The 23,832-nt window shown below is 63.6% G+C and carries 22 protein-coding genes; 13 read left to right on the top strand and 9 right to left on the bottom strand.

The window, feature by feature from the left end:
* Nucleotides 1-52: 52 nt before the first annotated feature.
* Both UB31_RS12920 and tyrS read right to left on the bottom strand, forming a co-directional pair.
* Complete coding sequence (locus UB31_RS12920) at nucleotides 53-1,312, bottom strand: MFS transporter (RefSeq protein ID WP_045011098.1); 1,260 nt, start codon at nucleotides 1,310-1,312, stop codon at nucleotides 53-55.
* Nucleotides 1,313-1,368: 56 nt separating this feature from the next.
* On the bottom strand, nucleotides 1,369-2,622 hold the full coding sequence (gene tyrS, locus UB31_RS12915; RefSeq protein ID WP_045000019.1) for a tyrosine--tRNA ligase: 1,254 nt from the start codon (nucleotides 2,620-2,622) through the stop codon (nucleotides 1,369-1,371).
* 160 nt (nucleotides 2,623-2,782) lie between these two features.
* On the opposite strand from tyrS, the gene UB31_RS12910 reads away from it, so the two are divergent.
* Nucleotides 2,783-3,886: an anhydro-N-acetylmuramic acid kinase gene (locus tag UB31_RS12910; RefSeq protein ID WP_045011097.1), complete on the top strand. Its 1,104-nt coding sequence runs from the start codon at nucleotides 2,783-2,785 to the stop codon at nucleotides 3,884-3,886.
* 95 nt (nucleotides 3,887-3,981) lie between these two features.
* Nucleotides 3,982-4,659 (top strand): glutathione S-transferase family protein, encoded by a 678-nt coding sequence (locus tag UB31_RS12905; protein WP_045011096.1) that lies wholly within the window; start codon nucleotides 3,982-3,984, stop codon nucleotides 4,657-4,659.
* Nucleotides 4,660-4,770: 111 nt separating this feature from the next.
* Here the strand turns inward: UB31_RS12905 and UB31_RS12900 are convergent, their stop codons facing one another.
* Entirely contained in the window at nucleotides 4,771-5,418 is a 648-nt protein-coding gene (locus UB31_RS12900) for an alpha/beta hydrolase (RefSeq protein ID WP_007591562.1), read from the bottom strand.
* A 348-nt stretch (nucleotides 5,419-5,766) separates the two neighbouring features.
* On the opposite strand from UB31_RS12900, the gene UB31_RS12895 reads away from it, so the two are divergent.
* The 8 genes from UB31_RS12895 (at nucleotide 5,767) to UB31_RS12860 (ending at nucleotide 13,412) form a co-directional block, all read left to right on the top strand.
* The gene (locus UB31_RS12895; protein ID WP_045011095.1) at nucleotides 5,767-6,924 is read left to right on the top strand and encodes a cysteine desulfurase family protein; all 1,158 of its coding nucleotides are present in this window, start codon (nucleotides 5,767-5,769) and stop codon (nucleotides 6,922-6,924) included.
* 94 nt (nucleotides 6,925-7,018) lie between these two features.
* Nucleotides 7,019-8,515, top strand: a complete 1,497-nt coding sequence (sufB, locus tag UB31_RS12890) for a Fe-S cluster assembly protein SufB (RefSeq protein ID WP_045000013.1) — start codon at nucleotides 7,019-7,021, stop codon at nucleotides 8,513-8,515.
* A 132-nt stretch (nucleotides 8,516-8,647) separates the two neighbouring features.
* Entirely contained in the window at nucleotides 8,648-9,403 is a 756-nt protein-coding gene (gene sufC, locus UB31_RS12885) for a Fe-S cluster assembly ATPase SufC (RefSeq protein ID WP_045000011.1), read from the top strand.
* A gap of 11 nt (nucleotides 9,404-9,414) precedes the next feature.
* Nucleotides 9,415-10,719 (top strand): Fe-S cluster assembly protein SufD, encoded by a 1,305-nt coding sequence (gene sufD, locus UB31_RS12880; RefSeq protein ID WP_045011094.1) that lies wholly within the window; start codon nucleotides 9,415-9,417, stop codon nucleotides 10,717-10,719.
* Complete coding sequence (locus UB31_RS12875) at nucleotides 10,716-11,963, top strand: cysteine desulfurase (protein WP_045011093.1); 1,248 nt, start codon at nucleotides 10,716-10,718, stop codon at nucleotides 11,961-11,963. Before sufD ends, UB31_RS12875 begins: the two co-directional genes overlap by 4 nt.
* Nucleotides 11,960-12,331 (top strand): SUF system Fe-S cluster assembly protein, encoded by a 372-nt coding sequence (locus UB31_RS12870; RefSeq protein WP_045000007.1) that lies wholly within the window; start codon nucleotides 11,960-11,962, stop codon nucleotides 12,329-12,331. The genes UB31_RS12875 and UB31_RS12870 overlap by 4 nt, the downstream gene beginning before the upstream one ends.
* Before the next feature lie 64 nt (nucleotides 12,332-12,395).
* A complete protein-coding gene (locus tag UB31_RS12865; protein ID WP_082078510.1) occupies nucleotides 12,396-12,806 on the top strand; it encodes a HesB/IscA family protein in 411 nt (136 codons plus the stop codon).
* Between the two features lie 183 nt (nucleotides 12,807-12,989).
* Entirely contained in the window at nucleotides 12,990-13,412 is a 423-nt protein-coding gene (locus UB31_RS12860) for a TfoX/Sxy family protein (RefSeq protein WP_045011091.1), read from the top strand.
* Between the two features lie 80 nt (nucleotides 13,413-13,492).
* Here UB31_RS12860 and fabA read toward each other — a convergent pair whose 3' ends face one another.
* From fabA to UB31_RS12840, 4 genes are all read right to left on the bottom strand, one after another.
* Nucleotides 13,493-14,023 carry a bifunctional 3-hydroxydecanoyl-ACP dehydratase/trans-2-decenoyl-ACP isomerase gene (fabA, locus tag UB31_RS12855; RefSeq protein WP_045000004.1) on the bottom strand — a complete coding sequence of 177 codons (531 nt, stop codon included), beginning with the start codon at nucleotides 14,021-14,023 and terminating at the stop codon, nucleotides 13,493-13,495.
* A 113-nt stretch (nucleotides 14,024-14,136) separates the two neighbouring features.
* On the bottom strand, nucleotides 14,137-15,204 hold the full coding sequence (locus UB31_RS12850; RefSeq protein ID WP_045011090.1) for a GGDEF domain-containing protein: 1,068 nt from the start codon (nucleotides 15,202-15,204) through the stop codon (nucleotides 14,137-14,139).
* Nucleotides 15,205-15,357: 153 nt separating this feature from the next.
* Nucleotides 15,358-16,920 (bottom strand): DEAD/DEAH box helicase, encoded by a 1,563-nt coding sequence (locus UB31_RS12845; RefSeq protein ID WP_045011089.1) that lies wholly within the window; start codon nucleotides 16,918-16,920, stop codon nucleotides 15,358-15,360.
* 288 nt (nucleotides 16,921-17,208) lie between these two features.
* A complete protein-coding gene (locus UB31_RS12840) occupies nucleotides 17,209-18,171 on the bottom strand; it encodes a helix-turn-helix transcriptional regulator (protein WP_045011088.1) in 963 nt (320 codons plus the stop codon).
* Between the two features lie 201 nt (nucleotides 18,172-18,372).
* On the opposite strand from UB31_RS12840, the gene UB31_RS12835 reads away from it, so the two are divergent.
* From UB31_RS12835 to UB31_RS12825, 3 genes are all read left to right on the top strand, one after another.
* Nucleotides 18,373-19,899: a caspase family protein gene (locus tag UB31_RS12835; protein WP_045011087.1), complete on the top strand. Its 1,527-nt coding sequence runs from the start codon at nucleotides 18,373-18,375 to the stop codon at nucleotides 19,897-19,899.
* A gap of 299 nt (nucleotides 19,900-20,198) precedes the next feature.
* Complete coding sequence (locus tag UB31_RS12830; protein ID WP_082078509.1) at nucleotides 20,199-21,455, top strand: FAD-dependent oxidoreductase; 1,257 nt, start codon at nucleotides 20,199-20,201, stop codon at nucleotides 21,453-21,455.
* A 178-nt stretch (nucleotides 21,456-21,633) separates the two neighbouring features.
* Complete coding sequence (locus UB31_RS12825; protein WP_045011085.1) at nucleotides 21,634-22,401, top strand: outer membrane protein; 768 nt, start codon at nucleotides 21,634-21,636, stop codon at nucleotides 22,399-22,401.
* Nucleotides 22,402-22,765: 364 nt separating this feature from the next.
* On the opposite strand, the gene UB31_RS12820 is transcribed toward UB31_RS12825, so the two are convergent.
* Nucleotides 22,766-23,536 carry an SDR family NAD(P)-dependent oxidoreductase gene (locus UB31_RS12820; RefSeq protein ID WP_045011084.1) on the bottom strand — a complete coding sequence of 257 codons (771 nt, stop codon included), beginning with the start codon at nucleotides 23,534-23,536 and terminating at the stop codon, nucleotides 22,766-22,768.
* Nucleotides 23,537-23,557: 21 nt separating this feature from the next.
* Nucleotides 23,558-23,743, bottom strand: coding sequence for a hypothetical protein (locus tag UB31_RS12815; RefSeq protein WP_044999997.1), 186 nt, complete (start codon nucleotides 23,741-23,743; stop codon nucleotides 23,558-23,560).
* Nucleotides 23,744-23,832: the final 89 nt, after the last annotated feature.

The raw sequence follows: 23,832 nt of genomic DNA, 5'->3' as shown, positions 1-23,832 counted from the left end.
CCATCCGTAATTCCCCGGTGACACGAATGAGCTCAGGTTACCTCCGAGACACCTACCGCCGCAAGGCGGGCACGATCAGGAACGGGATCATTCCGAGGATCACGCTCGCAAGTGCGAAGACGAGCAGCGCGTTGTAGCCATGGGTGGCGTCATGGATCAGGCCGCCGCTCCAGGAGCCGAAGGCCGAGCCAAGCCCGCTGCCGATCGAGATCGTGCCGTAGATGGTGCCGACCCGCTTGCCCCTGAAAATCTTCATCGCGGTGGCCGTGATCAGCGGCCCACGCGAGCCCATCATGCTGCCGAAGCAGATCACGAAGCCGGTGAGCAGAATGAGGTTCGGGGAGTACTGCAACAGCCACAGCAGGAAGATGCCGAGGATCGAGATCGCGTAGCTGAGGAGCACCGACGGCCGGCGCCCGATCAGGCCGTCGAGCGCGGAGACCCCTAACATGCCGAACACCAGCACCACGCCCGAAAAACCCCAGGCGGTCGCGGCCTGGAGCGGCGGAAAGCCTGCATCGATCAGATAGGCCACGATCTGCGCGGCAATCGCGTACATCCCGACCGCGGTGAAGAAGAAGGTCGAGAACAGCGCCCAGAAGGCGTGGTGGCGCATGGCGGCGAGAAGCGTCCAGCCGTGATCGACGAAATCGGGATCGGTCTTCTTGCTGACATGCGGCGAGCCTGACGCGAACAACCGCCAGGGCAGCAGCATCAGCGGCACCAGCAGGCCCAATGCAGCGAAGCCGAACAGCTGGTAGGTCTCGCGCCAGCCGAGATGATCGATCAGCAGCTGCGAGGCCGGCAGCAGCGCCAGCACGCCGCCGCCCATCGCCGAATAGACCACCGCCATCGCGGTCGGCAGCCGCGGCCCGAACCAGCGGCCGAGCAGGATCGAGTTCGGCACGTTGCCGATGAAGGCGACGCCGATGCCGACGCAGAGTCCGATCGAGAGCTGGAATTGCCAGAGCGATTGCGCATGTGCGGCAATCAGAAACGCGGAACCGAGCAGCAGCAGCCCGAGCGCATAGACGATGCGCGGGCCGGAATGATCGAACAGGCGTCCGACCAGCGGCGCCGTCAGTCCGCTCACGAGCCAGGTCAGCGAATAGATCGAAACGACCTGCGCGCGGTCCCAACCGAAATTCTCGGAGATCGGCTTCAGGAAGACGGTGAAGCTTTCGCTCAAGCCACGGCCGAGAACGGCAAGCGTGAAGCACAGCGCGAGCACGACAAGTGCCGTGCGCACCGCGCCTTGCTGCGTAGCGGCGAGATGTTCCTCGGCCACGTCCCTGGGCGTGTTCTGATCCATGGCCGGTCAGGGAGCGCGCTTCGGTGCGCCCTGACAAGCATCAAAAGCTCATACGCCTATGCAGGCTTGAGCAGGATGTGCTTCTTCTTGCCGAACGACAGTTTGATCACGCCCTCCGGCTTGAGGCTTGCCTGCGTCAGCGTCATCTTCTCGTCGGTGACGGATTCGTCGTTGACGCGCAGACCGCCGCCCTTGATCTGGCGCCGCGCCTCGCCATTGGAGGCGACGAGGCCTGCCTTGACGAAGGCGTTGAGCACGCCGATTCCGGCATCCAGCTCACCGCGCGGAATTTCCACCGTCGGCAGGCTCTCGGCTAGTGCGCCTTCCTCGAAGGTGCGACGCGCGGTTTCAGCCGCTTCGTTTGCTGCGTCGCGCCCGTGCAGCAGCGCGGTCGCTTCCGTTGCGAGCACCTTCTTGGCCTCGTTGATCTCCGAGCCCGCGAGCGCCTCGAGCTTTTTGATCTCGTTCATCGGCATCGTCGTGAACAGTTTCAGGAATTTACCGACGTCGGCATCCTCGGTGTTGCGCCAGTACTGCCAGAAATCATAGGGCGAGAACTGGTCGGCGTTGAGCCAGACCGCGCCCTGCGCGGTTTTGCCCATCTTGGCGCCCGACGCGGTCGTCAGCAGCGGCGTCGTCAGCGCGTAAAGCTGATGCGTGCCCATGCGGCGGCCGAGATCGACGCCCATGATGATGTTGCCCCACTGGTCCGAGCCGCCCATCTGCAAATGGCAGCCGGTGCGCCTGGCCAGCTCAACGAAGTCGTAGGCCTGGCAGACCATGTAGTTGAACTCGATGAAGCTCATCTCATGCTCGCGCTCGAGGCGCAGGCGCACGGAGTCCATGGTCAGCATGCGGTTGACCGAAAAGTGCCGACCGACGTCGCGCAGCATCTCGATCCAGTTGAGCTTGGTCAGCCACTCCGCATTGTCGAGCATGATGGCGTCGCTCTTGCCCTCGCCATAGCGCAGCACTTTCGCGAACACGCCGCGGATCGAAGCCTTGTTGGCCTCGATCTCGGCGACGGTGCGGATCGCGCGCGTCTCGTCCTTGCCGGAGGGGTCGCCGACCATGGTGGTGCCGCCGCCCATCAGCGTAATCGGCTTGTTGCCGGACTGCTGGAACCAGTGCAGCAGCATCATAGTCAGATAATTGCCGATGTGTAGAGAGGGGGCGGTGCAGTCGTAGCCGACATAGGCGATCGCCTCGCCCTTGGCGGCGAGCGCATCCAGCCCCTCGAAATCGGAGCACTGGTGGATGAATCCACGCTCTTGCAGCGTATTGAGGAAATCCGATTTAAATGCAGTCATCTGTCGGCAAGCCTGATCATTCTTATTTTACGGTCATTGCGGCAAGCTGCGGAACCCGCGCCAGCCGGGCTGCCGCAAAAAAGCGCGTTGTGGCATTATAAGATGTGCTTGTTTGATACAAGTCAGGCGTCGGGGCAGGGGGCGTCGGGGCCAGCTTGAGATGATGTTGACGGCACTCGGTTTGATGAGCGGCACCTCGCTGGACGGGGTGGACGTCGCGCTGATCGAAACCGACGGGAAGCAGGTGAAAGCGTTCGGACCGTCCGGCTATAGGCCCTACAGCCCCGCCGAGCGCAATCTGCTGCGCCAGGCGCTCTCGGAGGCGGTGCACCTGCCGCAGCGCGATGCCCGGCCGGGGATTCTGGCCGAGGCCGAACGTGCGGTGACGCTGGCGCATGCCGAGGCGGTCGCCGCCTTCATCGCCCAGAACCGGATGAAGCCGGAGGAGATCGACATCGTCGGCTTCCACGGCCAGACCGTGCTGCATCGCCCCGAGCGACGGTTGACGGTGCAGATCGGTGATGCGCTGGCGCTCGCCAAGGCGATCCATATCCCCGTGATGCATGATTTCCGCGCCGCCGACGTTGAGGCCGGTGGCCAGGGCGCGCCGTTCGTGCCGGTCTACCACCGGGCGCTGGCGCAATCGCTGGAGCGCGAAGGGCCGATCGCTGTGGTCAATATCGGCGGCGTCTCCAACATCACCTATATCGACGGCAACGACACGCTGATTGCCTGCGACACCGGGCCCGGCAACGCGCTGCTCGACGATTTCATGTACCGCACCATGAACCAGGCGTTCGACACGGAAGGCAAGTTCGCGGCGCTCGGCAAGGCGGACGAGACCTGGATCGCGCGGGGGCTGGAGCTGCCGTTCTTCGCAGCTCCGCCGCCGAAATCGCTCGACCGCAACGATTTTGCCGCGCTCAAGCTCGGCGATGTACCGCCGGCCGACGGCGCCGCGACGCTCACCGCCTTCACCGCGGCCGCGATCGCCCGCATCATTTCGCTGCTGCCGCGGCGGCCCCGAAGCTGGATCGTCTGCGGCGGCGGCGCCCGTAACCTGACCATGCTGCGTATGCTGCGGGAGCGGGTTGGATCGGAGACCGTCGAAGCCGCGGAGACGCTCGGCTGGGCCTCCGATGCGATCGAGGCGCAGGCCTTTGGCTTCCTCGCCGCGCGCGGCCTCAAAGGCCTGCCGTTGTCCTATCCGGCCACCACCGGCGTGCCGATGCCGATGACGGGTGGGGTGATGGCGCGGCCCTAAGACACGGACGGTTGATGCAAATGCATGGATCTTGACTGGTTCATGCAATTGCATCTATCTTCGGCGCAGTTGCACCAACCGCCGGGATCACCGCCATGACCGATTCGCTCAAACTGATCAGCCACAAGCTTTGCCCCTATGTTCAGCGCGCCGTGATCGCGCTCAACGAGAAGGGTGTGCCGTTCGAACGGATCGACATCGATCTCGCCAACAAGCCGGACTGGTTTCTGAAACTGTCGCCGCTCGGCAAGGTGCCGGTGCTGGTTGTGGCGACGGACAAGGGCGAGGTCGCGCTGTTCGAGAGTAACGTGATCTGCGAATACATTGAGGAGACGCAGGCAGGCGGGAAGCTGCATCCGGCCGATGCGCTTGAGCGTGCCGAGCACCGCGCCTGGATGGAGTTCGGCTCGGCGATCCTGGGCGATCTCTGGGGTCTGGAGACCACGACCGATCCAGCGACGTTCGAAAGCAAACGCCAGGCGCCTGCGGCGAAATTCGCGCGCGTCGAGGCCGCGCTCAGCGCAGGCCCGTTCTTCGCCGGCGATGCGTTCGGCCTGGTCGACGCCGTGTTCGCACCCGTCTTCCGTTATTTCGACCTGTTCGATGAACTGACCGAGCTCGGCATCTTCAAGGACGTGCCGAAGGTGCGGGCGTGGCGGTCAGCGCTTGCGCAGCGACCGAGCGTGCACACCGCGGTCGGCGCGGACTATCCGCAATTGCTGCGCGCCTTCCTCGTGCGCCACGACGCGCATCTGCTCAAGCTCGCTGCCTGAGCCACGCGCCTTAGTTTCGTAGCCCGGATGGAGCGAAGCGCAATCCGGGTCTTGTGTCCGCGGATGGAGTTTCCCGGATTTCGCTACCGCTACATCCGGGCTACAAGGCCCTCAGCGCACGTTGGCCAGACGCATGTCGAGATAGGCGGTGATGGTTTCCATCAACGGCTCGAGCTTGGCGTCGAAGAAGTGGTTGGCGCCGGGGATGACCTGTTGGTCGATCACGATGCCCTTCTGCGTCTTCAGCTTCTCAACCAGCGTGTTGACGTCCTTCGGCGGCACCACCGCGTCCTTCTCGCCATGCACGATGAGCCCGGAGGACGGGCAGGGCGCAAGGAACGAGAAGTCGTAGAGATTGGCGGGCGGTGCGATCGAGATAAAGCCTTCGACCTCGGGGCGACGCATCAAGAGCTGCATGCCGATCCAGGCGCCGAACGAGAAGCCGGCGACCCAGCAGGCGCGCGCTTCGGGATTGATGGTCTGCGCCCAGTCGAGCGCGGCTGCGGCATCCGACAATTCGCCGGTGCCATGATCGAACGAACCCTGGCTGCGCCCGACGCCACGGAAGTTGAAGCGCAGCACCGAGAAGCCGCGATGCGCGAACGCGTAGTAGCACTGGTAGATGATCTGATGATTCATCGTGCCGTGGAACTGCGGATGCGGATGCAGGACCATCGCGATCGGCGCGTTCTTCTGCTTGGCCGGGTGATAGCGGCCTTCGAGGCGGCCAGCAGGGCCGGTGAAAATAACTTCAGGCATGGATGATCTCTTGATCCCTTGAAGACGGTGGTCCTCAACAACCAACCGATTGTGCGGATTTCATCGGCAGCGACGCCGACCAAACCGCGAATGGAAGGGTGGAGCGGCGCCCTCGGATGATGCGCGAGCGGCGCGCGGTGAACTGACGCGCGCGTTCTAACATGAGGCGTGGGTCAAAAAGCAAGCATCTTGAACATCCCACAACCGGCTCAAGGTGTTAGCGTGTCACCGCCGCGTCATGGCCAAAGGTCGATTTGGAATCGCGGTTGCCAAGCGCCCGACAGGGGCCCATGTCGGGGACGGAGGCGGGCGGACCAGAGCCCGCGCACAGGGTAATATATTACTTTCATGCCGAGCCGCGTCTATCTCGACTGGAATGCGACCACGCCGCTGCGCGCCGAGGCACGGGCGGCGATGCTGGCCGCCTACGAGCTGATCGGCAATCCATCCTCGGTCCATGCCGAGGGGCGGGAAGCGCGACGGCTGGTCGAGGACGCCCGTGCGGCATTGGCGGTGGCCGTGGGCGCGCTGCCGCGGAACGTCGTCTTCACCTCGGCCGGGACCGAGGCCAATGCGCTGGCGCTGTCACCCGGCCTGCGCGGCCCATCTGGCAGACCCGTGCAGCGGCTTCTGGTTTCGGCGATCGAGCATGCCTCGGTGATGGCCGGTGGCCGGTTCCCGGCGGCTGCGGTTGGCCAGATCCGGGTTGCACGCTCCGGCGTGGTTGATCTCGATCATCTGAAGGCGCTCCTCAGCGAGGGCCCCCCGGCGCTGGTCTCCATCATGGCGGCCAACAACGAGACAGGCGCGATCCAGCCGGTCGCCGAGGCCGCACGGATCGTTCATGAGGCCGGGGGCCTGCTGCACGTCGATGCGATCCAGGCGCTTGGCAGAATTATGTTCAATATTAACGCGATAGGCGCAGACCTTGCGACTTTTTCTGCACACAAGATCGGCGGCCCCAAGGGGATTGGCGCGCTGGTCGTGGCGGAGGGGATTTCTGGCTTGGAACCGGTTCTGCGCGGCGGCGGGCAGGAGCTTGGCCGGAGGGCGGGAACCGAAAATGTCGCGGGTATCGCCGGCTTCGGCGCGGCCGTGAAAGCCGCCCTTCAGGCTCTGCCGAAGGATGCGGAGCGGATGACAACTCTCAGGAATCACTTGGAAAAAGGTCTGTGTGCCGCAGCCGGCGCGACCGTCTTCTCCGAGGACGTACAGCGGTTGCCAAATACCGTTCTATTCACCGCCCCCGGGATGAAGGCCGAGACCGCTGTGATCGGCTTCGATCTCGAAGGCATCGCCGTGTCCTCGGGTTCGGCCTGTTCCTCGGGAAAGGTCCAGCCGTCTCACGTCCTGTCGGCCATGGGGTTCGATCCCGCAATGGCTCAGGGAGCGGTGCGCCTCAGTCTGGGCTGGTCCACGGAACCGGAGGACATCAATAGGGCGTTAGAGGCTTGGCGAAAGCTCGGTAATACCCTACTTAGAGAAGAGCGACGAAACACGGCTTGAACGGTTCTAAGCGCGTGCTTTCGGCAAAAAAACATCGTAGTACTCGTCCGAGTTTGATCCACCGCGGTCCTTGAAACCGCGAGCGGAGGATAGAATGCCAGCCGTCCAAGAGACGGTCGAGCGCGTCAAGCGCATCGACGTCGACCAGTATCGTTATGGGTTTGAGACCCTGATCGAGTCCGACAAGGCCCCCAAGGGGCTGTCGGAAGACACCGTCAAGTTCATCTCCGAGAAGAAGAACGAACCCGCCTGGATGCTCCAGTGGCGGCTCGAAGCCTATCGGCGCTGGCTGACCATGACCGAGCCGACCTGGGCCCGCGTCGATTATCCCAAGATCGACTTCCAGGACCTCTATTACTATTCGGCGCCGAAGCCGAAGAAGACGATCTCCTCGCTCGACGAGATCGATCCGGAGATCCTGAAGACCTACGAGAAGCTCGGCATTCCCCTGCGTGAAGTCGCCATGCTCGAGGGCGTCGAGCCCAAGCCCGGCGATCAGGATCCGGCCCGGCGCAAGATCGCGGTCGACGCGGTCTTCGACTCGGTGTCGGTTGCGACCACGTTCCAGGCTGAGCTGAAGAAGGCCGGCGTGATCTTCATGCCGATCTCGGAGGCGATCCGCGAGCATCCCGAGCTGGTGCAGAAATATCTCGGCTCCGTGGTGCCGACCTCGGACAATTTCTATGCGACGCTGAACTCGGCGGTGTTCTCCGACGGCTCGTTCGTCTACGTGCCGCCGGGCGTGCGCTGCCCGATGGAGCTGTCGACCTATTTCCGCATCAACGAGCGCAACACCGGCCAGTTCGAGCGCACGCTGATCATCGCCGACAAGGGCTCCTACGTCTCCTATCTTGAAGGCTGCACCGCGCCGCAGCGCGACGAGAACCAGCTGCACGCCGCCGTGGTCGAGCTCGTTACGCACGACGATGCCGAGATCAAATATTCGACGGTGCAGAACTGGTATCCCGGCAATTCGGAAGGCAAGGGCGGCATCTACAATTTCGTCACCAAGCGTGGCGACTGCCGCGGCGACCGCTCCAAGATTTCCTGGACCCAGGTCGAGACCGGCTCTGCCATTACCTGGAAATATCCGAGCTGCATTCTGCGCGGTGACAATTCCAGCGGCGAATTCTACTCGATCGCGATCTCCAACGGTTATCAGCAGGTCGACTCCGGCACCAAGATGATCCACCTCGGCAAGAACACGTCGAGCCGAATCATCTCCAAGGGCATCGCCGCCGGCAAGTCGCAGAACACCTATCGTGGGCTCGTCACGGCGCATCGCAAGGCGACCGGCGCGCGCAACTTCACGGCCTGCGATTCCCTGCTGATCGGCGACAAATGCGGCGCGCACACCGTGCCGTACATCGAAGCCAAGAACTCGTCGGCGACGTTCGAGCACGAGGCGACGACCTCAAAAATCTCCGAGGACGTGCTGTTCTACTGCGTTCAGCGTGGCCTTTCGCAGGAAGAAGCGGTTGGCCTGGTCGTCAACGGCTTCGTGAAGGATGTGCTCCAGCAACTGCCGATGGAGTTCGCGGTGGAAGCGCAGAAGCTGATCTCGATCTCGCTGGAAGGATCGGTCGGCTAGCTCCGACCTCATCCTGAGGAGGCCGCGGAACGCGGCCGTCTCGCAGGATGAATGTTAGAACGATTGTTGGCCTCATCCTTCGAGACGCGCCTTCGGCGCTCCTTAGGATGAAGGGATGGATGGAAAAAGATAATGACTGCTTTGCTTGAAGTGAAAGACCTCCAGGTTCGTGTCGAGGAGCGTGAGATTCTCCACGGGCTGACGTTGACGGTAAACGAGGGCCAGGTGCACGCGATCATGGGGCCGAACGGCTCCGGCAAATCGACGCTCTCCCACGTCATTGCCGGCAAGCCCGGCTATGAGGTCACGGGCGGCCAGATCCTGTTCAAGGGCGAAGACCTGCTGGAGATGAAACCGGAAGAACGCGCCGCCAAAGGCGTGTTCCTGGCGTTCCAGTATCCGGTCGAGATTCCCGGCGTTGCCACCATGAATTTCCTGCGCACCGCGCTGAACGCGCAGCGCAAGGCGCGCGGCGAGAGCGAATATTCGACGCCTGATTTCCTGAAGAAGGTCCGCGAGGTCTCGAAGTCGCTGAACATCCCGCAGGACATGCTCAAGCGCGGCGTCAATGTCGGCTTTTCCGGCGGCGAGAAGAAGCGCAACGAGGTGCTGCAGATGGCGCTGTTCGAGCCGAGCCTGTGCATCCTCGATGAGATGGATTCCGGCCTCGACATCGACGCGCTGCGGATTGCGGCCGACGGCGTCAACGCGCTGCGTTCGCCGAAGCGCGCGATGGTCGTGATCACCCATTATCAGCGGCTGCTGAACTACATCGTGCCTGACGTGGTGCACGTGATGTCGAAGGGCCGTGTCGTGAAGAGCGGCGGCAAGGAACTGGCGCTGGAGCTGGAAGCGTCCGGCTACGCCCAGTTCGAGGACGCCGCGTAAGGAATTTTGTGATGAACGTTGCTGTGGCAAAGACCGGAAAGGGCCGCGCGGTGAGCGATCTCTTCACCAGCGCTGAAGGCCGGCTGCCGGGTTCGCCCGCGGTGATCGCGGCACGCCGCGAGGCGTTCGAGACCTATGAGCGTCTCGGCCTGCCGCACCGCCGGATCGAGGAATGGAAATACACCGACCTGCGCGCGCTGGTCGGCGAGGTGCTGCCCTTGGCTGCCAACCCCGATGCGGCTGCTCTGAAGCGCGCCGCGGATGCGGTGAAGGCGCATGCGATCGCCGGCGCCCGCAAGCTGGTGCTGGTCGATGGCGCGTTTGTGGCCGATCTCTCCGACGTGAAAGCGCTCGCCTCCGAGGTTGGCTTCAAGACACTGGGGGATACGCTTGCGAAGGATGCCGGTCTCCTGAAGACGGCGTCCAGCGATGCCGTGATTGCACTGAATGCGGCGATGGCGACCGACGGCGTCGTGCTGTCGATTGCCGATGGCACGCAGCTGTCCGCGCCGATCCAGATCATCCACATCGCGACTGCCACCTCGGCATCGGCCTTCACCCGATCGCAGGTCGTGATCGGGAAGGGTGCGCGCGCCACGATCATCGAGAGCTTCGTCTCCGCTGGCGCGACAGCCTACCAGATCAACGACGCTGTCATTGTCTCCGTCGGTGATAACGCCGACGTGGCACACATCCGCCTGATGGACGATGCGCCTGACGCGGTGAACATCACCTCGCAATTCGTCACGGTTGGCGCCAATACCAAGGTCAATTTCTTCAACATGACCACCGGCGCCGCCGTCAGCCGCCTCCAGGGCTTCATTACGCTTGCAGGCGAGGGCAGCGAGCTCTCCGCCAACGGCGTCAATCTGTTGCAGAAGACCGAGCATGGCGACACCACGCTGGTGGTCGACCATGCCGTGCCGAACTGCGTCAGCCGCGAGATCTTCCGCGCCGTGCTCGACGATCGCGCCCATTCGGTGTTCCAAGGCCGCATCATCGTTCGTCCCGACGCGCAGAAGACCGACGGCAAGATGATGATTCGGGCGCTGCTGCTCTCGGATGAAGCTGAGGCCTACAACAAGCCTGAGCTGGAAATCTTCGCCGACGACGTCTCCTGCGGCCACGGCGCCACCGCCGGCGCGCTCGACGACAGCCTGTTGTTCTATCTGAAGGCACGCGGCCTGCCCGAGAAGCAAGCCCAGGCGTTGCTGATCCAGGCCTTCGTGGGCGAAGCGATCGAGCAGATCGCCGATGATGACTTGCGCGAGCATGTGATCGGCATTGCCGAGCGTTGGCTGGAGCGGCGCCAATGAGCACGCATCCCGCAGTCAAGAACGGCGCCTATGACGTCGCGCGCGTGCGCCAGGATTTTCCGGCGCTCGCCATGCAGATCTACGGCAAGCCGCTGGTCTATCTCGACAACGCCGCTTCCGCGCAGAAGCCGGGCGCCGTGCTCGACCGCATGACGCAGGCCTATACGTCCGAATACGCCAACGTGCATCGCGGCCTGCATTATCTCGCCAATGCCGCGACCGAAGCCTATGAGGGCGGTCGCACCAAGGTCGCGCAGTTCATCAACGCTGGCCGCACTGAGGAAGTGATCTTCACCCGCAACGCGACGGAAGCGATCAATTTGGTTGCCTCGTCCTGGGGCCAGCCGAACATCAAGGATGGCGACGAGATTGTCATCTCGATCATGGAGCACCACTCGAACATCGTGCCCTGGCATTTCCTCAGGGAGCGCCAGGGTGCTGTGATCAAATGGGCGCCGGTCGACGACGAAGGCAATTTCCTCATCGACGAATTCGAGAAGCTGCTGACGTCCAAGACCAAGCTGGTCGCGATCACGCAAATGTCGAATGCGCTCGGCACCATCGTGCCGATCAAGGACGTGGTGAAGATCGCCCATGCCCGCGGCATTCCCGTGCTGGTTGATGGCAGCCAGGGCGCGGTGCATCTGCCGGTCGACGTCCAGGACCTCGGCTGCGACTTCTACGTCTTCACCGGCCACAAGGTCTATGGTCCCACCGGCATCGGCGTGCTCTGGGCCAAGTACGACCACCTCGTCGCGATGCGCCCGTACAACGGCGGCGGTGAGATGATCCGCGAGGTCTCGCGCGACATCGTCACCTATGGCGATCCCCCGCACAAGTTCGAGGCGGGCACGCCCGCGATCGTCGAGGCTGTGGGTCTGGGTGCAGCCATCGACTACGTCAATTCGATCGGCAAGGAACGCATCGCCGCCCACGAGCACGATCTCGTCACCTACGCCCAGGACAAGCTGCGCGAGATCAACTCGCTGCGGCTGATCGGCACGGCGCGGGGCAAGGGCCCGGTGATCTCCTTCGAGCTCAAGGGCGCGCACGCCCACGACGTCGCCACCGTGATCGACCGCCAGGGCATCGCGGTGCGCGCCGGCACCCATTGCGTCATGCCGCTTTTAGAGCGGTTCAACGTCACAGCCACATGCCGGGCCTCGTTCGGCATGTATAATACGCGGGAAGAAGTCGATCATCTGGCACAGGCGCTCTTGAAGGCGCGGGATTTGTTCGCATGAGTGACACGGCCGAAATCAAAGCCAATCCGATGGAAACTCAGTCGGCGCTGCCGCCGGAGGAGACCGAGCGTCTCACCACCGAGATCATCGCCGGGCTCAAGACCGTGTTCGACCCGGAAATCCCGGCCGACATCTACGAGCTCGGCCTGATCTACAAAGTCGAGATCAAGGACGACCGTTCCGTCGACGTGCAGATGACGCTGACGACGCCGAACTGCCCGGCGGCCGGCGAGCTGCCGACCATGGTCGAAAACGCGGTCGCCAGCGTCCCCGGCGTCGGCGTGGTCGACGTCAAGGTGATCTGGGAGCCGGCCTGGACGCCGGAACGCATGAGCGACGAGGCCCGCCTCGTGCTCAACATGTGGTGACGCGTACATACTGGCTTTGCACAACTGGCATTGAATTCGCTCGGCAACGGACCACATCACTGACATGACCCAAATATCGTCAGGCTCGACACCAGCTTCCACCCCCAAGCCGCGGCGCCCACGTCCTCAGGTCATGCGCCTGACCGATGCCGCAGCCCAGCGCATCAGCGAGCTGACCCAGCGCGCCGATTCCGAGATCGTCGGCCTGCGTGTCGGCGTGAAGAACGGCGGCTGCGCCGGCCAGTCCTACACGGTCGAATACGCCCATGATGTCCGCCCGACCGACGAGGTCATCGAGGACAAGGGCGTCAAGATCCTGATCGATCCCAAGGCCGTACTGTTCCTGCTCGGCACCGAGATGGACTACAAGGCCGACAAGATGCAGGCCCAGTTCGTCTTCAACAATCCCAACCAGATCTCCGCCTGCGGTTGCGGGGAATCGGTCGAGCTGCGGCCGGCGCAGATCGACGGGTAAGCCCGGCTATCGCTTCTCACTCCGCCGTCGTCCCGGCGAAGGCCGGGACCCATACCGCGTGATCTCGCGGTGATGGAGGGTGTCAGTACCAACGGCTGGCACGACTAGCAGTCATCGCTAAACTACCTCCTGTGGTTATGGGTCCCGGCCTTCGCCGGGACGACCATGGGGAGGCATGTGGCCATGGACCGCGAATTCCTGATCGACCTGTTCGCCGATTTCGGCCCCGTCACCATCCGCAAGATGTTTTCCGGTTACGGCATCTCCGCCGACGGCATCAACTTCGCGCTCGCCCTGCGTGCCGGCCTGTTCTTCCGCGCCGATGAGCACACCATCCCGGACTATGAAGCGGAAGGCTCAAAGCCGTTTCAGTACTCGACCCGCGCCAAGACGGTGACGGTGAACTCCTATTGGCAATTGCCCGCGCGCCTGTTCGACGATTCCGAGGAGCTTCCGCAATGGGCGAGGGCGGCACTCGCCGCCGCTCAGCGCGCCAAGGTGAAGAAGCGGCCCAGGACGAAGAAGGTGGCGAGCAATCCCGCGACGAAGAGAGTGGCCAAGAAGTCGGTTCGTAGGGTGGGCAAAGCGAAGCGTGCCCACCGTTAGGATTGTCGTGATGTGAGATGGTGGGCACGGCGCAGTGCGCCTTTGCCCACCCTACGAGATGTCATATCGCGGACGCAACTTCAGTCCACGGCCTTCGTCAGACCAACCCTCATATCTTTGGCCGTGTAAACGCAGGTGCCGTCGGCCAGCACGCGGCCGTCGGCGAATCCGAGAACCAGTTTGCCGCGCCTCACTTGCCGCATGGCGACCTCATAGCGCACGCGTCGCGTTTGCGGTGTGACCGATCCCGTGAACGCCACCTCGCCGACGCCGATGGCGCGGCCCTTGCCCGGTGAGCCCGACCATCCGAGCCAATAGCCGATCATTTGCCACATGGCGTCGAGGCCCAGGGACGCCGGCATCATGGCGTCACCGCGAAAATGGCAATCGAAGAACCAGTGGCCCGGCACAATGTCGAGCTCACCTACGATATGGCCTTTGCCAAACTCGCCGCCATCCAGGCTGATCTCGCTGATGCGGTCCATCATGAGCATCGGCGGTGCCGGCAATTGCGCATTGCCTGGGCCGAAATAGCCACCTTCGCTCGATCTCAGCAGTTCGTCCCTGGTGTAGGACGGTTGCGGGGAATGAAAATCATGGGGATTGGGCAAGACGACAAGTCCTCTGGGTGCTCGCGGTCAGGTGCCGTAAGGCGGCGAGGAAGATGTCGTTCGTCAAATAGGAATGTCAAGCGCGGGCGGCTGTTCGGCGTGCTGCTTCCGCCTCACGCCACCCGGTTGTGCGTCTCGACCGCGTATTCCGGATCGACTTCGCAGATCACGCGGTTGCGGCCGTTGCGCTTGGCGGCATAGAGGCAGGAATCCGCGCGCTCGATCAGCGCATCGGTGTCGTCGCCCTGCTTCAGCATGGAGACGCCGACGGAGATGGTGACGCGACCGAGGATCTCGCCGGTCGATTTCTTCTTCAATTCCTTCGCCATCACGGCGCGACGGATATGGTCGGCGACCGTGAGGGCCTGGCGCAGCGCGGTGTTGGGCAGCACGACTGCGAACTCCTCGCCGCCATAACGTGCGGTGATGTCCTGGCCCTTGATGGTCTGCTTCAAGGACAGGCCGACCAGCCGCAGCACCTGATCGCCGGTGAGATGGCCATAGGAATCGTTGAAGGACTTGAAGTGATCGATATCGAACAGCAGCAGCGACAGCGGTTCGCCTGAGGCAAGTGCGTTCTGCACGGCCATGCCGATCATGCGATCGAAATATTTGCGGTTGCCCAATCCCGTCAACGGATCGGTCAGGCTTTCGGCGCGGATCGCCTCGAGGCTCTGCTGGAGATTGCTGATCTCGTTCTTCGACAGGGTCAGCCGATCTTCCAGCGCCTTGTTGGTCTCGCGCATCTCGCCGGTCGAGCGCAGCAGCGTCTCGACGATCGCCTTGATCTGCTCGCGGCTCTTGGCCGATGACAGTTGTTCAGTCGCGCCCAACAGGCTGGCGTCGTAGGCGCCGGTCATGCCGAGCGCGTCGCCGAGGACATTCATCACGTCGTCGATCTCGCCGATGACGCGCGCGCCGACCTTGTCGATGCGGTCGGTGGTTTTGATATGGGAGAGATAGGTATCGTAGATCTGTTCGAGATCGGCTTCGGTCAGCTTGCCGCTGCGCGCCAGCGTCTCGTTGATGATCTTGTTGAGCGGCGCGTTGTAGCCGGTGGCGTAGACGTACCAGATCTCGTAATTGCGGGGGATTGCGGTTTGCTTGAGCGACCGGATCTGACCGAGCGCTACCTCGGCGAACGCCATCGTGCGTTCGTGTTCGTCGAGCACCTTGACCACAGAACATACCCCACAGCGGTCGGTGCGCCGCCGGCCGCAGCAATGCCTAAATTATGTTCGTAGGCTAACGGACGATTGTGAACGGCCGGTAAACGGCCGTTACTGGAGCGTCATCCGGAAATGTTCAAACGCAATCCGTGGGTGGATCGTGCTTTAGACGCGCACCGGCCGCAGCAGAAACGCCGGAAGGTGCGAATGGTCGCCGGGCTCCGTATCGGCCTCGCGCTGGCGGCGCGGTTCGGGCCGGCCGATCGAGGGCACATGCGATGGATTGGCCTGCTGGCGCGCGCCACCACGCGGCTCTGATGATTGCTTCGCTTCGCGCGGAGGCCTTGCCTCGCGTGCAGGCCTCGGCTCACGCGCAGGCCGCGCCTCGCGTTCAGGTCTTGGCTCACGTGCAGGTCTTGCCTCGGGAGCGGGCTGTGCTTCGGCCGCAGGCCTTGCATCAGCACGTGGTTCGTGGGGCTCGTGGCTGCGCTCACGGTCGCGGCCGCGTTGCGGCTTGCCGCGTCCGCCGCGGGAGCGGTCACGGTCCCGTCCGCGCTGCTCACGCGGGCGCTCACTCTGCTCGCCGGTGCTGGCCTGTACTTCGTAGTCGCCTTCGGCGCGCGGTATGCTCTGGCCGATCAGTTTTTCGATCGCAACCATCGACTTCTGGTCGAGTGGCGTGACGAGCGAGATCGCCATGCCGGACCGGCCTGCGCGGCCGGTGCGGCCGACGCGATGGACATAGTCGTCGGGATGGTGGGGGACGTCGAAATTGAAGACGTGGCTCACCTCGGGAATGTCTAGGCCGCGGGCGGCAACGTCGGAGGCGACCAGCAGCGGCAGCTCGCCCTTTCGGAATTGTTCGAGCGCCGCCGTGCGGGCCGACTGGTCCATGTCGCCATGCAGCGCGCCGACGCTAAAGCCGTGCTTCTGGAGCGATTTGTGAACGACCGCGACGTCGCGCTTGCGATTGCAGAAGATGATCGCGTTCTGAAGATCCTTGGCCTCGCGCAGCAGGCGTCGCAGCAATTCGCGCTTTTCATGCGCCTCGCGCCCGGCCGGGACCTGACACTGCGTAACGGTGACGGCGGTGGTCGCCGGCTTGGAGACTTCGACCTTCTGCGGATTGTGCAGGAAGGTTTCGGTGATGCGCCGGATTTCCGGCGGCATGGTCGCGGTGAAGAACAGGGTCTGCCGCGTGAAGGGAACGAGCTTGCAGATGCGCTCGATGTCCGGGATGAAGCCCATGTCCAGCATGCGGTCGGCTTCGTCGATGACAAGCAGCTCGACGCCGGTGAGCAGGAGGCCGCCGCGCTCGGTGTGGTCGAGCAGGCGGCCCGGCGTTGCGATCAGGACGTCGACGCCACGCGTCAGCTTGGCATCCTGGTCGCCGAACGAGACGCCGCCGATCAGCAGCGCGACGTTGAGCTTCTGGCCGGCGCCGTAGCGGTCGAAGTTCTCTTTGACCTGCGCCGCGAGCTCGCGGGTCGGCTCCAGGATCAGGGTGCGTGGCATGCGCGCCCGGGCGCGACCCTTTTCGAGGATGGTGAGCATCGGCAGCACGAAGGCCGCGGTCTTGCCGGTGCCGGTCTGGGCGATGCCGAGCACGTCCTTGCGTGCGAGGACGTGGGGGATCGCCTGTTCCTGGATGGGGGTGGGGGTGGTGTAACCGGTGGCCGCCACTGCGGCGAGGACTTTTTCGGATAGTCCGAGATTGGAAAAGGACATTGAGCCTCTGGTCGAAACCGCCGTTCGGAATCGAGGGTAATAAGGCTGTCGCGTTCCACCCCAAAACGGCGCGCTTTTAAAGAAGCTGGGGGTGCTGACTCACGCGAACAAAGCGCCAAGCTCAGGAATCGCTCTTCGATACCGAGCCGCGTCGACCCGGAACATAGGCGGGAATCGGCCAAAGTCAATGGAGCAGCCGCGGGAAGGCCCTAAAAACCTTAAGGTTTTGCCCAAATAGCGGGCGCGGCTGAGTTTTTCAGCCTTCCACCCGGCCCGGCCATGAGGCGGTCAGCGCGCCTCCGAGGCCTGGGCCCGGAAATCGCCGGGCGCCATGCCGTAGGCGGCATTGAAGACCCGGTAATAGGTCGCCAGGCTTTCGAAGCCACAGGAGGTCGCGATATCCGCGATCAGCCGCTCCGGCGCCTCGCGCATCAGGCGGCGGCTCTGGTTCAGCCGCTCTTCCGTCACCGTCTGCGAGAAGCTGCGGTCGGCGGCCTCGAACAGCATGTGTAGGTGGCGCACGGAGACGCCGAGCAGGTCGGCCACCTGCGCCGGCGCGAGATCCGGGTCTTTCAGGTGGCGCGCGATCAGGTGGCGCGCCAGCGACAGGCGGGCGGTCCGGAGCGCGGCCTGTCCGCGCCGGCTGCCGGGCCTGACGATGCCGCGCTCGATCAGCGCCAGATGGCCCAGCGCCTGCACGAGGGGCGTGGCCGCAGACGAACCATTGTTGGCAGCGACCTCGCCGAGATCGGCAAAGCAGGCATCGAGCAGGGGCGCCAAGGCGGGATCACTAAAAATCTTGGGCGCAAGCTCGCCCATGCGCTTGTCCTGCGTCGCGAGGCCGCTCACGGGGATCTTCAGGATCCGCAGGTGAAATCCGGCAGCGCCCAGCGGCGTGGTGCGGTAGGGCAGGTCGGTATGGCTGGTCGCGAAGCTGCCATTGGCGATCGCGAAATCGCTGCCGCGCATGCCGCCGAACCAGCCACCGTCGCCCAGCTGCTGGTAGACGCAGATGCTGTCGCCGGGCGCGTAGGCGATGTCGGCCTGGCTCCGTTCCACAGTGTAGGATGAGGCCTTCAGCTCGACCAGGCCGCCATTGCCGACCTGGCTCAGCGAGAATTCGCCGAAAAAGTCAGCCCGCCGTTCGCGCTCAAGCTCCGCCGTGACCCCGAACAGTCCCTTGGCGCGCACCTCGCGCCAATAGTCGAAGCGTTCATGCGGCTCGACCTCGTCCGTACACCAGCGATACACGACAGCCCCCGTCTCGAACGGAATCGTGCCTAAGAAAAAGCAGATTCCACTGGAATCTGCCATAGGCCAAATGGTGGATCGGCGACCCAGGCCGGTTGAACCGCCGCTCAGGCTGGACCGACTATCACATCAGCGGCGCAAGGTTCCCGATGAGCTCGTCGAGGGAGCCGTGGGGAGCCGTCCTGCAACGGGAATGTCACGATGACGCGTCGGCTTTTCAGAATTCTGGCAGCGCTTGGCCTGGCGGCGAGCCTCAGCGGCTTCGCAAGCGCCGCATACGCCGAAAAGCGCGTTGCGCTCGTTGTCGGCAACAACGATTACAAGAACGTTCCGAAACTTTTGAAGGCCGTCAACGACGCCCGCACCATGGGCGACACGCTCAAGCAGCTCGGCTTCTCGGTGATGGTGGCCGAAAATCAGAACCGGCAGCAATTCTCCGAGACGCTGCTCGCCTTCGACAGGACGATCGAGCCCGGTGACACCGCGTTCTTCTTCTACGCCGGCCACGGCTTCGAGATCGCGGGCCAGAACTATCTGCTGCCGACCGACGTGCCGGCGGCGAGCGAAGGCCAGGAAGAGCTGGTGCGCGACGCTTCCATTCTCGCCGACCGCATCGTCGAGCGTCTCCAGAACAAGAAGGCGCGAACCTCGATCCTGGTGTTCGATGCCTGCCGCAACAATCCGTTCGAGCGTAGCGGCACCCGCGCAGTCGCCGGCAGCGGCGGGCTCGCGCCGATGACGCAATTGCCCGAGGGCGTGTTCTCGGTGTTCTCCGCAGGTCCGCGCCAGACCGCGCTCGATCGTCTGTCCAACGACGACGCCAATCCCAATTCGGTGTTCACACGCACCTTCGCGAGAGAGCTGCTCCAGCCCGGCGAGAATCTCGTGCAGGTGGCGCAGCGCACGCGACGTCTGGTCAGCGAAATGGCCGACACCGTCAAGCACAAGCAGGTGCCGGTCTATTTCGACCAGATGGTCGACGACGTCTTCCTCAGCGGTATCGCCAAGGATGCAGCCGCAGCGGCCGCGGCGCGGCCGGCCGATCCGCCGCCACAGAAGGTTGCGGCACTGCCGCCGGTGTCGGTGCCGCGCGTACCGAAGGAGGAAACCACCAACGCGCCGATCGCGAGCTTCTCGCGCCATAATGGCGGCTGGTCGGTGGTGTTTTCCTTTGCTGATCCCACGATCGGAATTTCGTGGCGCATGGCCGGCAATGGCGATTTCCGCGAGACGGGCTTCATCGATACGCTCGATCCGCGCACGCGCAAGCGAGTGCCGAACCCGTCGATCGAGCTGCCGCCGGACGCTGCGGCCGGCACCATCGAGGTCCGCTATGTCGATCAATCCGGCGACATGCAGGGGCCGTTCCCGATCAAGTTCGATCCCGAGGCCGCGCTGATCCGCGACCAGCGCAAGATCCTCGACATGACCGCCACGAGCTGGCTGTCATTCCGCGAGTTCAACGGGCTGCTCGTCTACTACACGCACCTCGTCTCCTACCGTTGCGCCATCCGCGAGGTGCGCATCGGCATCGACAGCGCCGTGCCCAACCAGGTGCTGAAGATGCCGCCCTGCGATCTCAGGGATCCCTCCGCTATCTCGGCCGGCATGCTGCTCTATCAGAAGCTTCCGCCAGCGACGCAGTTCATGTCGGTCGAATTGACCTATCGCGACGGCAGCGTGTCGGAGATCAAGAGCTTTCGGACGGCTAACCGCAGCAACAATTGAGCGGCGTCGTCGATCCAGCGCGTACACTCCCAACCCGTCATCCTGAGGTGTGAGGCTTGCGGTGCAACGCACAGCAAGCCGAGCCTCGAAGGATGTGCGGCCCGGCTGCATCTCGGCCGTCCATCCTTCGAGGCTCGCTCCGCGGTGCGCTTGCACCGCGAATCTCGCACCTCAGGATGACGGATCGATCTTCTGCGCGCGGTCCCGAACACATCTTGGACGTTGTCAGGGGGCCTATCCGTGACGCAGGCTGGCGCTACAATCCGTATTGCAGATCGAAGTGCCAGCGGAGCAGGATTATGGACACAGCCACATCGGATCACCCCGCATCGCGCTCCCTAAAAGCCCGGTGCTGCATCGTCGGCGGCGGGCCGGCGGGCATGATGCTCGGCTATCTCCTGGGACGCGCCGGCATCGATGTCGTGGTGCTGGAGAAGCATGCCGATTTCTTCCGTGACTTTCGCGGCGACACCGTGCATCCCTCGACGCTTCAGGTGATGGACGAGCTCGGCCTGATCGACGGATTTTTGAAGCTGCCGCATCAGCGCTTGCAGAAGATGGACGGCCTGTTCGGCGGCACGCCGGTGCGGATCGCCGATCTTGGCCGGCTCAACACGAAATACCCTTTCATCGCCTTCATGCCGCAATGGGATTTTCTGAACTTCCTGCGCGAGGCGGGCCAGCGCTTCGCCGCGCTCAAGGTGATGATGAGCACGGAGGCGGTCGACCTGATCCGCCGCGGCGAGACCATCGCCGGCGTGCGTGCGAGGACGCCGGATGGCATCGTTGACATCGAGGCCGACCTCACCATCGCCTGCGACGGCCGGCATTCCACGGTGCGCGAGCGCGCGGGCCTCGAGGTCGAGGAGATCGGCGCGCCGATGGACGTCCTGTGGTTCCGCGCCGGGCGGACTCCCGACGAGACCGAGAATGTGTTCGCGCGCGTCGAGCCCGGCAAGATGATGATCACCTTCGACCGCGGCGACTATTGGCAATGCGCCTATGTCATCGCCAAGGGTCAATACGATGCGGTGAAGGCGAGGGGATTGCAGGCGCTGCTCGACGATGTCGTGCGCATGGCGCCGGTCCTCAAGCGCGGAATTGCCGACGTGAAGAGCTTTGACGACGTCAAGCTTCTCACCGTCGCGATCAACCGCCTGCCACGCTGGACGCGGCCGGGCCTGCTCTGCATCGGCGATGCCGCGCATGCGATGTCACCAGTCGGAGGCGTCGGGGTCAACCTCGCCGTGCAGGATGCGGTCGCGACCGCGAACCTGCTTGCGGACAAGCTGACGCGCGGCTGTCCATCCGAGGGTGAACTCGATGCCGTGCGCCGCCGCCGCGAGTTTCCGGTGAAGATGACGCAGGCGATGCAGGTGGTCGTGCAGAACAACATCATCAGCGGCGCCTTGAAGCCGGGCAACCAGCCGATGAAGGTGCCGCTGATCATTCGCCTCATCACCGCGCTGCCATGGCTCCAGGGTATTCCGGCGCGCTTCCTTGCGCTCGGCGTCCGGCCAGAGCATGTGCAATCGAAAGCCGCACCTGCGCCATAGCGCAGCAATTCGGTAGGGATAATTTCGCGTTAAATTGCGCGCCGCGCGTTGCGCGCGTGCAACAGCGCCAACGGATTCAAGGACCGCCATTGGCGAATCCGGCGCCTTAACTTTCTTGATTCAAATTTGAGTAAGAACTGCGTGTGAGCGTGCGCCATCAAAGGACACGGGGTGTACCATGCGTAACAAGTTGATTGCTGCCTTCGCCTGCACGACCGCTCTAGTTTCGACTGGCGCCGCTTCCGCTGCCGATCTCGGCGCGCGCTACACGAAGGCGCCCGCTTATGCGGAGCCGCTGTTCAACTGGACCGGCTTCTATGTCGGCGGCCATATCGGTGGCGCCTGGACCAATGAGCAGTTCATCAACAATGGCGTCGGTGCGCCGTTCGGCGATCTGACGCCTGGCCAGGGCTATCGTCAGCGTAGTGCCGGCATCATGGGTGGCGCCCAGATCGGCTACAACTGGCAGGCCAACAACTACGTGTTCGGCATGGAAGGCACGATCTCCGGCCTCAACAACAAGGGCACCGTCGTCAACACCGCGTTCGGCGCTGGCGACGACGTCTTCAGCTGGCGTGCGAACGTTCTCGCGACCGTTGTCGGCCGCGCCGGCTTTGCCGTGCAGAACAACCTCTTCTACATCAAGGGCGGCTATGCCGGCGTGAACAACCGTATCAACGTCTCCGACACGGTCGGCCCGTTCACGGGTTCGGGTGGTCAAACCCACTGGGCCAACGGCTGGACCGTCGGCGCCGGTTGGGAATACGGCATCACCCGCAACTGGATCGTCGGCCTCGAGTACAATTACGCGGCCTTCGCCAGCCAGACCTATCAGCTTGGCGGCACCTCGGGCAATTACAGCTTCGATGCCAAGCCGCGTGACATCCAGTGGGCCGTTGTCCGCGCGAGCTACAAGTTCGACGCGCCGGTCATCGCGCGCTACTGAGCACGTCAACGAACGATCAGCAAAAAAGAGCACGACCAACAATTAAGGCCCCGGCTTCGACCGGGGCTTCTTTTTGGGTGAGACAGCGAAGCTCCAGGGCGATTCCCCCGGCACTCCTTCGTTTTGCGGGTCGCGCAGCAAGGGGTTCCGGCTTCATTTCTGGAGCTGGAATATGGACTTCTATGTGCATATAAGTGCAATGCGTCAGTAGTATTTGCCTATTTTTGTGGCGTCCGCGCAACGCACGTACGGAAAGTGAACCTGCATCCATCGCCAACAGCGGTTGCGCGTGGTCAGGGGCCCATCGCCAGAGCAAAGCCCCGGCATATGCCGGGGCTTTTTTTTCGTAGGCCGGACACACGTCTTAGGCCATCACCGAGAATCCGCCATCGACGGGGATCGCCGTGCCCGTGACGAAAGCGGACGCGGGTGAGGCCAGGAACACCGCGATGCCCGCGAAGTCGTCGATGTCGCCCCAGCGTCCCGCAGGCGTGCGCGCCAGCACACGCTCGTGCAGTCCCGACACTTGCTGCCGTGCGCCGCGCGTCAAGTCAGTATCGATCCAGCCTGGCAGGATGGCATTGACCTGGATGTTGTCGGGCGCCCAGGCGTTGGCGCAGGCGCGGGTGTACTGCACGATGCCGCCCTTGCTCGCCGCATAGGCCGTCGCGAAGCTTGCGCCGAAGATCGACATCATCGAGCCGATATTGATCACCTTGCCGTTGCCCGACGCCTTGAGCGCGGGGTAGGCGGCCTTCGAGCACAGAAAGGCGCTGGTGAGGTTGGTCGAGATGACCTTGTTCCATTCATCGAGCTCGAGCTCGTGGGGCGGCTTGCGGATGCTCATGCCGGCGTTGTTGATGAGGATGTCGATACGGCCGAGCTCCTTTGTCACGCGCTCGATCATCGAGGTGATCGCCGCCTTGTCCGTCACGTCGGTTGTGACCGCGATCGCTTTGACGCCGCGCTGCTTGAGATCTGCGACCGCCGCGGCGGACTTCGTTTCGTTACGTCCGACCACCGCGATATCGGCCCCGGCATCGGCTAGTCCGTGCGCCAGGCCGAGCCCGATGCCGCCATTGCCTCCTGTGACGATCGCGACTTTGCCGCGGAGATCGAACCGGCTGGATGTCATGCTTTTATTCCCTGGTTTCTTCTATTGGTTGCTCTGCCAGATCAGCACCAGCCCGAAACCGGCCATGGCTGCGCCATAGCCGGCCCATTGCAGCTGGTTGACCATGAAGCTCGATCGCGGCCAGGCGACGGTGCCCGTGCCTTGCCCGATCCAGAGCAGCCCGACGGTGAGAGCAAACAGGCCTGCGATCAGCAGAAATCTGCGCATGCATTCCTCCCCATGGGTCCGCTTCTGCCGCGGCTCGCGGCATGAACGATCGCCGCAGGTCGCGAAAACTTGCGGCCAGATTAGCCGTA

Source organism: Bradyrhizobium sp. LTSP849 (assembly GCF_000938255.1).
Lineage (GTDB): Bacteria > Pseudomonadota > Alphaproteobacteria > Rhizobiales > Xanthobacteraceae > Bradyrhizobium.
Note: the sequence above shows the minus strand (reverse complement) of the source record. Positions and strands in the feature narration are given on the sequence as shown.

Bases quoted from the DNA above. Each gene is read 5' to 3' on its own strand.
- UB31_RS12920 (WP_045011098.1), bottom strand. From the start codon at position 1,312: ATGGATCAGAACACGCCCAGGGACGTGGCCGAGGAACATCTCGCCGCT.
- tyrS (WP_045000019.1), bottom strand. From the start codon at position 2,622: ATGACTGCATTTAAATCGGATTTCCTCAATACGCTGCAAGAGCGTGGA.
- UB31_RS12910 (WP_045011097.1), top strand. From the start codon at position 2,783: ATGATGTTGACGGCACTCGGTTTGATGAGCGGCACCTCGCTGGACGGG.
- UB31_RS12905 (WP_045011096.1), top strand. From the start codon at position 3,982: ATGACCGATTCGCTCAAACTGATCAGCCACAAGCTTTGCCCCTATGTT.
- UB31_RS12900 (WP_007591562.1), bottom strand. From the start codon at position 5,418: ATGCCTGAAGTTATTTTCACCGGCCCTGCTGGCCGCCTCGAAGGCCGC.
- UB31_RS12895 (WP_045011095.1), top strand. From the start codon at position 5,767: ATGCCGAGCCGCGTCTATCTCGACTGGAATGCGACCACGCCGCTGCGC.
- sufB (WP_045000013.1), top strand. From the start codon at position 7,019: ATGCCAGCCGTCCAAGAGACGGTCGAGCGCGTCAAGCGCATCGACGTC.
- sufC (WP_045000011.1), top strand. From the start codon at position 8,648: ATGACTGCTTTGCTTGAAGTGAAAGACCTCCAGGTTCGTGTCGAGGAG.
- sufD (WP_045011094.1), top strand. From the start codon at position 9,415: ATGAACGTTGCTGTGGCAAAGACCGGAAAGGGCCGCGCGGTGAGCGAT.
- UB31_RS12875 (WP_045011093.1), top strand. From the start codon at position 10,716: ATGAGCACGCATCCCGCAGTCAAGAACGGCGCCTATGACGTCGCGCGC.
- UB31_RS12870 (WP_045000007.1), top strand. From the start codon at position 11,960: ATGAGTGACACGGCCGAAATCAAAGCCAATCCGATGGAAACTCAGTCG.
- UB31_RS12865 (WP_082078510.1), top strand. From the start codon at position 12,396: ATGACCCAAATATCGTCAGGCTCGACACCAGCTTCCACCCCCAAGCCG.
- UB31_RS12860 (WP_045011091.1), top strand. From the start codon at position 12,990: ATGGACCGCGAATTCCTGATCGACCTGTTCGCCGATTTCGGCCCCGTC.
- UB31_RS12845 (WP_045011089.1), bottom strand. From the start codon at position 16,920: ATGTCCTTTTCCAATCTCGGACTATCCGAAAAAGTCCTCGCCGCAGTG.
- UB31_RS12835 (WP_045011087.1), top strand. From the start codon at position 18,373: ATGACGCGTCGGCTTTTCAGAATTCTGGCAGCGCTTGGCCTGGCGGCG.
- UB31_RS12830 (WP_082078509.1), top strand. From the start codon at position 20,199: ATGGACACAGCCACATCGGATCACCCCGCATCGCGCTCCCTAAAAGCC.
- UB31_RS12825 (WP_045011085.1), top strand. From the start codon at position 21,634: ATGCGTAACAAGTTGATTGCTGCCTTCGCCTGCACGACCGCTCTAGTT.
- UB31_RS12820 (WP_045011084.1), bottom strand. From the start codon at position 23,536: ATGACATCCAGCCGGTTCGATCTCCGCGGCAAAGTCGCGATCGTCACA.
- UB31_RS12815 (WP_044999997.1), bottom strand. From the start codon at position 23,743: ATGCGCAGATTTCTGCTGATCGCAGGCCTGTTTGCTCTCACCGTCGGG.